This is a genomic window from Pseudomonadota bacterium, from assembly GCA_030775045.1.
In the GTDB taxonomy this organism is placed as follows: Bacteria; Pseudomonadota; Alphaproteobacteria; order JALYJY01; family JALYJY01; genus JALYJY01.
This window is the reverse complement of record JALYJY010000054.1, coordinates 1-6,529: the sequence shown is the minus strand read 5'-3', so window position 1 is coordinate 6,529 and position 6,529 is coordinate 1. Positions and strand designations below refer to the sequence as shown.

General features: G+C 56.9%; 8 protein-coding genes and 1 pseudogene. 5 read left to right on the top strand and 4 right to left on the bottom strand.

All coding sequences use genetic code 11. From position 1 onward, the window contains the following. The coding region (locus M3O22_05950) for a UvrB/UvrC motif-containing protein (protein MDP9196292.1) at positions 1-807 on the top strand (807 nt) is incomplete at its 5' end. A gap of 32 nt (positions 808-839) precedes the next feature. On the opposite strand, the gene pip is transcribed toward M3O22_05950, so the two are convergent. Then, complete coding sequence (gene pip / locus M3O22_05945) at positions 840-1,997, bottom strand: prolyl aminopeptidase (protein ID MDP9196291.1); 1,158 nt, start codon at positions 1,995-1,997, stop codon at positions 840-842. A gap of 117 nt (positions 1,998-2,114) precedes the next feature. On the opposite strand from pip, the gene M3O22_05940 reads away from it, so the two are divergent. Next, positions 2,115-2,777, top strand: coding sequence for an HAD family hydrolase (locus M3O22_05940; GenBank protein ID MDP9196290.1), 663 nt, complete (start codon positions 2,115-2,117; stop codon positions 2,775-2,777). Here the strand turns inward: M3O22_05940 and M3O22_05935 are convergent. Both M3O22_05935 and M3O22_05930 read right to left on the bottom strand, forming a co-directional pair. Further along, complete coding sequence (locus tag M3O22_05935) at positions 2,767-3,447, bottom strand: patatin-like phospholipase family protein (protein MDP9196289.1); 681 nt, start codon at positions 3,445-3,447, stop codon at positions 2,767-2,769. The genes M3O22_05940 and M3O22_05935 overlap by 11 nt on opposite strands. Before the next feature lie 78 nt (positions 3,448-3,525). Continuing rightward, positions 3,526-3,666 (bottom strand): annotated as a pseudogene (locus tag M3O22_05930) (patatin-like phospholipase family protein). 142 nt (positions 3,667-3,808) lie between these two features. Between M3O22_05930 and M3O22_05925 the strand changes: the two are divergent. Together M3O22_05925 and M3O22_05920 are read left to right on the top strand one after the other, a co-directional pair. Further along, positions 3,809-4,576, top strand: coding sequence for a hypothetical protein (locus tag M3O22_05925; protein MDP9196288.1), 768 nt, complete (start codon positions 3,809-3,811; stop codon positions 4,574-4,576). Further along, on the top strand, positions 4,530-4,952 hold the full coding sequence (locus tag M3O22_05920) for a hypothetical protein (protein MDP9196287.1): 423 nt from the start codon (positions 4,530-4,532) through the stop codon (positions 4,950-4,952). The genes M3O22_05925 and M3O22_05920 overlap by 47 nt, the downstream gene beginning before the upstream one ends. Here the strand turns inward: M3O22_05920 and hslV are convergent. After that, positions 4,924-5,475 (bottom strand): ATP-dependent protease subunit HslV, encoded by a 552-nt coding sequence (gene hslV, locus M3O22_05915; GenBank protein ID MDP9196286.1) that lies wholly within the window; start codon positions 5,473-5,475, stop codon positions 4,924-4,926. The genes M3O22_05920 and hslV overlap by 29 nt on opposite strands. Positions 5,476-5,875: 400 nt before the next feature. On the opposite strand from hslV, the gene M3O22_05910 reads away from it, so the two are divergent. Further along, positions 5,876-6,529, top strand: a 654-nt coding sequence (locus tag M3O22_05910) for a DUF6065 family protein (protein MDP9196285.1), incomplete at its 3' end; no start/stop codon positions are given.

Sequence of the window (6,529 nt, the reverse complement as noted above, 5' to 3'; positions counted from 1 at the left end):
GGCCTCATCGATCCCATCGTGGAGATCCGCCCCACGGAACACCAGGTGGATGACCTGCTGGCCGAATGCAGGAAGTGCCTCCAGAAAGGCCTGCGCGTGCTGGTGACGACCCTGACCAAGAAAATGGCCGAGGCCCTGACCGAATATATGAGCGAGGCCGGCGTAAAAGTGCGCTATCTGCACAGCGATGTGGACACGCTGGAACGCATCGAGATTCTGCGGGACCTGCGCTTGGGCGCGTTCGACGTGCTGGTAGGAATCAACCTGCTGCGCGAGGGCCTGGACATTCCCGAATGCGGCCTGGTGGCCATTCTGGACGCGGACAAGGAAGGCTTTTTGCGCAGCCGCACATCGCTGGTGCAGACCATCGGCCGCGCGGCGCGAAACGTGGAGGGCAAGGCGGTTCTCTATGCCGATAAAATCACCCAGAGCATGCAGTACGCTATCGATGAGACCAATCGCCGGCGCGAGAAACAGCAGGCCTACAATGCCGCGAACGGAATCACGCCTGAGAGCATTAAAAAGAACATCGTGGACATTCTGGGCAGTGTGTACGAGCGCGCCGATCATGCCGACGTGCACCCCGAGGTGGATGTGGCCACCGTGGGCCACAATCTGAAAGCCGTCATGACGGATATAGAAAAGCGCATGAAAGCCGCCGCCGCCGACCTGGAGTTCGAGGAAGCCGCCCGCCTGCGCGACGAACTCCGCCGTCTGGAAAACATGGACCTTGGCCTCGATCCCGGCACGGCAGCGCAGGCGCAGAAACGGGGGGAGAGGCCGAAGAAAAAAGGAAAGAAGCTATAATGGCCAGGGCTGGTCTTCGCCTGCAGGGGCCGCTACAGGCACAGGATCTCCTGGTCTCTCATGACTGGCAGAGCGTCCATGGCCTCTGTCTGGGCGATCACAAGCTCGCGCTCCATCCCGCTGTGTCCGGCTTCTTTCACGATTAATTCAAGATTTCTTGCTCCGGCGGCTTCCAGGACAAGTTTTAATTTGTCCGCACCGAAACGAGGACAGACCATATCATATCTGCCCTGGATAATGCGGATGGGCATGTTCAGGTTTTCAGCAATGATCCGCGAAACATTCTCAACAAGGAAATTGTTATAGCGCCACATATCACCACGACGCCCCCCTAAAAAGCACCCGTTCATGAAATACTGGTTTTCGATGGGGGCAAAAGTTCGGGCAAATTCAGGATCGTCAAATTTACCCAGACTTTTTGGATCCTGAGACAGATTGTTGGTGATGCCTTCCCACCGTGTCCAGGTGACCAAGGCTCGATCCTGATATTTTTTTTGTTCATCATTTGATGGAGCAGCATTGAAAATTTCCGCATAGGCCGCAATCATATCACCGCGTTTTTCAACGGGAATGACTTCGACAAATTCTCTCCATTCATCAGGGAAGAATTGATAGGTCCCGGACAGCTGAATGTCCAGCGGATCAAGATGATAATTGGCCGCGTTGCCCTGATAAAAATAATCCAGATCTTCCTTTCGAACCAGAAAAATGCCACGAAGGACCAGGGACTGCACGTTCTGCGGATGTTCGATAGCATAGGCCAGCGCCAGGGTGCTGCCCCAGCTGCCGCCAAAAACATGCATCCTGCCCTGAATGCCTAAGGTATCTCGCAAGGCGTTGATATCTGCAATCAGATGGAGTGTATCGTTATCAGACAGACCGCCGATGCGATTGTCCGCCACATTCGGCCTGCTTTTACCACAGCCACGCTGGTCAAACAGAATAATGTTATAGCGGTTGGGATCAAAAAATCGCGGATTCTGACTGAAGTTGCAACCTCCCCCGGGACCGCCATGAAGAAAAATGACGGGCTCTCCGTTCGGATTTCCATACTGGGCCCAGAAAATCTCGTGTCCGGGGTTTTCTGAAACCCGTAAAAATCCTTCTTTAACAGATGTTTTTGGCTCTGGATATTTCCACGCTGGATCGTCTGGCGTCACTTTACTATAAACCTGATTATGCGAAGACATGATTTACGCCTGAATAAAATTGACATGAACACAAAAAATTTAGCAGTCTTGTTCTGAAAATAAAAATGTTTTCCTTTTTTTCCGAATCGAGAAATCTCCCCGCACAAAAGTTAAAAAATGACCTTCCGCGCCATACTCTGGGACTGTGACGGCGTTCTGATCGACAGCGAGCATATCGCCTGCGGGCATGCGGCGCGGGTGCTGACCGATGCGGGGTATCCGATCACGACAGAAGATTTCATCCGGCGGTTTGCCGGCCAGTCGGACAAACACACATATGAAACCATACAGCGGGCGGCCGGTTTTGATATCCATCCCAGGATTGACCAAGGGAAAAAGAGGGCCGAGCGCGATCATCTTTTCCGCCAGCACCTGAAGCCCATTGCGGGGATCCATGATCTTCTGGACAAGATCCGTCTGCCCATGGCCATTGCATCGGGCAGCGCGTGGGACCGGTTGGAGCTGACATTAAAAATCACGAACCTGTTCGACCGATTCATGCCCCATATCTATCCGGCATCGCTTGTGAAAAACGGCAAACCCGCGCCGGATATTTTCCTCCATGCCGCCGCGCAGCTGGGCGTAGAGCCGCAGCATTGCCTGGTGATCGAGGACAGCGAGAACGGCGTGCGCGCCGGAAAGGCTGCCGGTATGACGGTTTATGGCTTCACCGGCGGCTCGCACATTCCCGACCGCACCGCCCACGCGCGTACCTTGACAGCTTTGGGTGCTGACTGGATTTTTGAGGATGTGGCCGGTCTGGCCGACACTATCGCCTGATTGCCAGCTCGATGGCCGGACGCATGGCCAGGGTGCTTTCCTCGCCGATGGTGATCAGCTCCTCCGCCCTGTCGAAATCCAGGACGCCAATATGGCTGACCCGCGGGGAAATCATCACATCGGGCGGATCGCCGGCCAGCCGGGACCGGGTAATCCTGTCCTGCATCACGTCCAGGGATGCTGACATGATTTCCAGAAGGCTGGGAACAGTGGTCTTGCGGCTTCCGAACAGCCCGGCCAGGAAGCCCAGCCGGCCGCCAAGCTTCTGCCCCAAGCGGCTGATCAGGTCCCGGGGAGGCTCGTCCATTCTTTTCATCTTCAGGCGCGGCACGGCGGGCACGCCACTGTTCAGGTTCACGGCAATCACCACCGTTGCCCCCAGCGCCCGGCACAGGGATACAGGAACAGGGTTGACCAGCGCACCATCCACAAGCCACTGGTCATTGACCCGGACCGCAGGAAAAAGACCGGGAATGGCGGAGGACGCCTGGACCGCCTGCAGCAGCGGGCCGTCGCGCAGCCAGACCTCATGTCCGTTGGAGATATCCGTGGCCGCCACGGCAAAGGATTTCGGCAGGTCCTCGATATTGATCTGGGTGCGGGAGTTGCGGAACTGTTCAAAAGCCTTGTTGACCGCCACGAACCCGCCACCGGACAGGGTGGGATCCATCATGCGCAGGACGCCCATCACGCCCAGGGAACGGCTCCAGTGCTGAAGGCCGTCCAGCTGGTCCGTCAGGTATGCGGCCCCCACCAGGGCGCCCATGGATGTGCCACAGATGACATCTGGCTCGATGCCGCTCTGCGACAGGGCCCGCAGGACGCCGATATGGGCCCAGCCCCGCGCCCCGCCGCTTCCCAGGGCCAGACCGATCCTGAACTCGCTCACTGCTGCATGCTCCTGCCCGTTGGTCTCTCTCCCGTTATAGCAGGCCCCGCCGGCATGAAAAGGAAAACAGTTTCAGGGTATAATCAGTTTCATAAAAAGGGCTATAGCTGGATCCGGAACCGGTATTTTTCGGATAAAGGCTATGGCAAAAGACACATTCCAGAAAATTTTCTCTGATATCCGGTGCGGAACAGATCGCAGCAAAACCCTGGACGATCAGGCCTATGATGCTGTCGTTACCCTGACACGGAAAGGAAGCGGCAATATCAATTACACCCTTCTGGGACGTGGAATTGCCACAGCCATCGAGCGCAATGACCCTGATACAGTCAATGCACTTGTAAACCTTTGTGGAAAAGAGCACGGCCCGGTAATCCGCCAGGGCGTTGCAAAAGGCATCTGGCGCCTGCCGCCTGCCAAACGGCCGGAAACTGTTCTCCGCCTCTGGGAAAAGGGCACAGGCCAGAAATCCCTTCTGCACACCATGCTGAGAACCGTTGCCCGCGCCATGGCGGGAAATCATGTCCGTGACGGAGAATGGGGCCCCATGGCCCTGCTTCATGCATATTTTGATGGAAGCCAGGATCTTCTGGACAGCCTTGCAGATGGGACTTTTGACGTCGGCGCTGAATATATTGCTGATGACTCACTGGAAAAGCTTATTGATCTTGTAATCCGTGTCTCCATGCTCAGGCAGAAAGACTATGAATTTGCTGCTGCTCCATGGCAGTTCGAAGCGGAAGATCCAGGAAGGAACCTGCAGCTTCTGGTGATCGGGGCCCGCAAAGGAGCATTGGCCATGTCCTCCCTCTGTGACCTGGAAGACATGGACAAGACTTTCATGTTCCTGTTTGATGAGCCTGATGCCGGCAGCAAACCATCACCGGAAGTGGAAAATTCCGGAAGATGACGGCCTGTTTCCCGTAAACATGACGCAGGAGCTGAAAAACGCCGTCAAGGAAGAGCTGACCCACGGCCTTCCCTTCCTTTTCGGAGAGGAAACAGGGGAACCTCTGCCATATCTGGTCGAGCCTATTCCTCTCGCCAACCAGGTCAATACCGTCCTGCTGTTTTCCCGGTTTTCGGAGCTCCATGACCTGATAGACAACTATCTGCCCGGACTTGTCAGCCGGATCTGCGCAGAGGACTGTCCTGAACACCATGAAATGCTGGAAGCCCTGTCCGGAACCGCTGGCGCAATAAAAGACATCCATCCTTCATGGATAAATATTATCGAGCACGCCGTTTCCTATAGCGTCAGGCAGCCTCAAGCTTTTCCAGCGTGATGTTGCTGTTGGTATAGACACAGATGCCGGCTGCGATGGCCATGGCGCGCCGGGCCACTGTTTCCGCATCCAGGGTATCCACGGTCATCAGGGCCCGGGCCGCTGCCAGCGCGTACATGCCACCGGACCCGATGCCGATCAGGCCATCCTCCGGTTCCAGCACATCGCCAGTTCCCGTAATAACCAGGCTGACGGTTTTGTCCGCCACCGCCATAACGGCTTCCAGCCGGCGCAGATAGCGGTCCGTGCGCCAGTCCTTGGCCAGCTCGACACAGGCGCGGGACAGCTGGCCCGGGTGTTTTTCCAGTTTGGCCTCCAGCCGCTCGAACAGGGCAAAGGCATCGGCCGTGGCCCCGGCAAAGCCACCGATCACGTCGCCATTGCCGACCCGGCGCACTTTGCGGGCATTGGATTTCATCACTGTCTGGCCCAGGGACACCTGGCCGTCGCCGGCGATCACCACCTCGCCCTTGCGGCGGACACACAGGATGGTTGTTCCATGCCACTGCAGGGAGTCGGTCATGTTTTCCTCGCTTTCTTGCGTTTCACAGAAGAAGCAGACGCCTTCCTGTCCAGGCACACATCCAGGGCCCTGAAGACAGACCGGGCCGGAGCGGGTGCCACCTTCCAGGGCGATGCAAGCTCTGGCATCCGGAAGCACAGGACAAGGACGGAGCACAGGGAAAGAAGATGGCGCATGACAGTCCGTTCAAAGGCCGGAGAAGCTGTGGTAATAAGTAGGGCGTGTCGTCAATTGACGCAGAATGAGCCAGATGACAAGAGTTTTCGAGAACCGGAGCGCAGTGTACATGAAAGTACATGAGCACCGGAAGCGGAGAAAACCGAAGTCAGATGGCTCATTCTGCGTCAATTGACGACACGCCCTGGTAGCCTCTCCTCCACGTCTTCAAAACAGGCCCCTCATGGAACTCATCTGCTATCCCCTGACCACCGAAAAGTTCGAAATCGAGCCCGCGCCGGTGAACCGTCCCTGGATGGATGCCACGCCCCAGGGCTTTGCCTATCGCTGCCTGCCCCTGAATATCGCCAACATGAACGGCTGGCAGATCCTGTGCGGCACCAGTTTTACAGCCATATGGGACGGCTCGGACCGGCTGGATGCCATCCAGATCATGGCCGACGATCCGAGGCCGGCCTTCATGCCCCTGAGCCATTTCGGCTCGGGCGTCCTGACCTTCCACGTCAATGGCCTGTTCCGCACGCCGCCTGGCGTCAACCTGTTCGTGACCGGCCCGATCAACCAGCCGAAAGACGGCATCCACGCCCTCTCCGGCATCGTGGAAACCGACTGGGCTCCCTATACCTTTACCATGAACTGGCTGTTCACGCGGGCGAACCATCCCGTGTCATTCCGCAAGGGGGAACCGTTCTGCCAGATCTTCCCCCTGCCCCGCGGCCTTGCGGAAAACCTGGATCCTGTCTTCCGCCCGATGAAAGAAGATCCGGCCCTGAAAGCGGACTACACAACCTGGCTGGAGGCCCGGAACCAGTTCAACGCGGACCTTCAGAAACCGGGATCAGACGCGCAAAAGGAAAAATGGCAGAAAACCTATTAC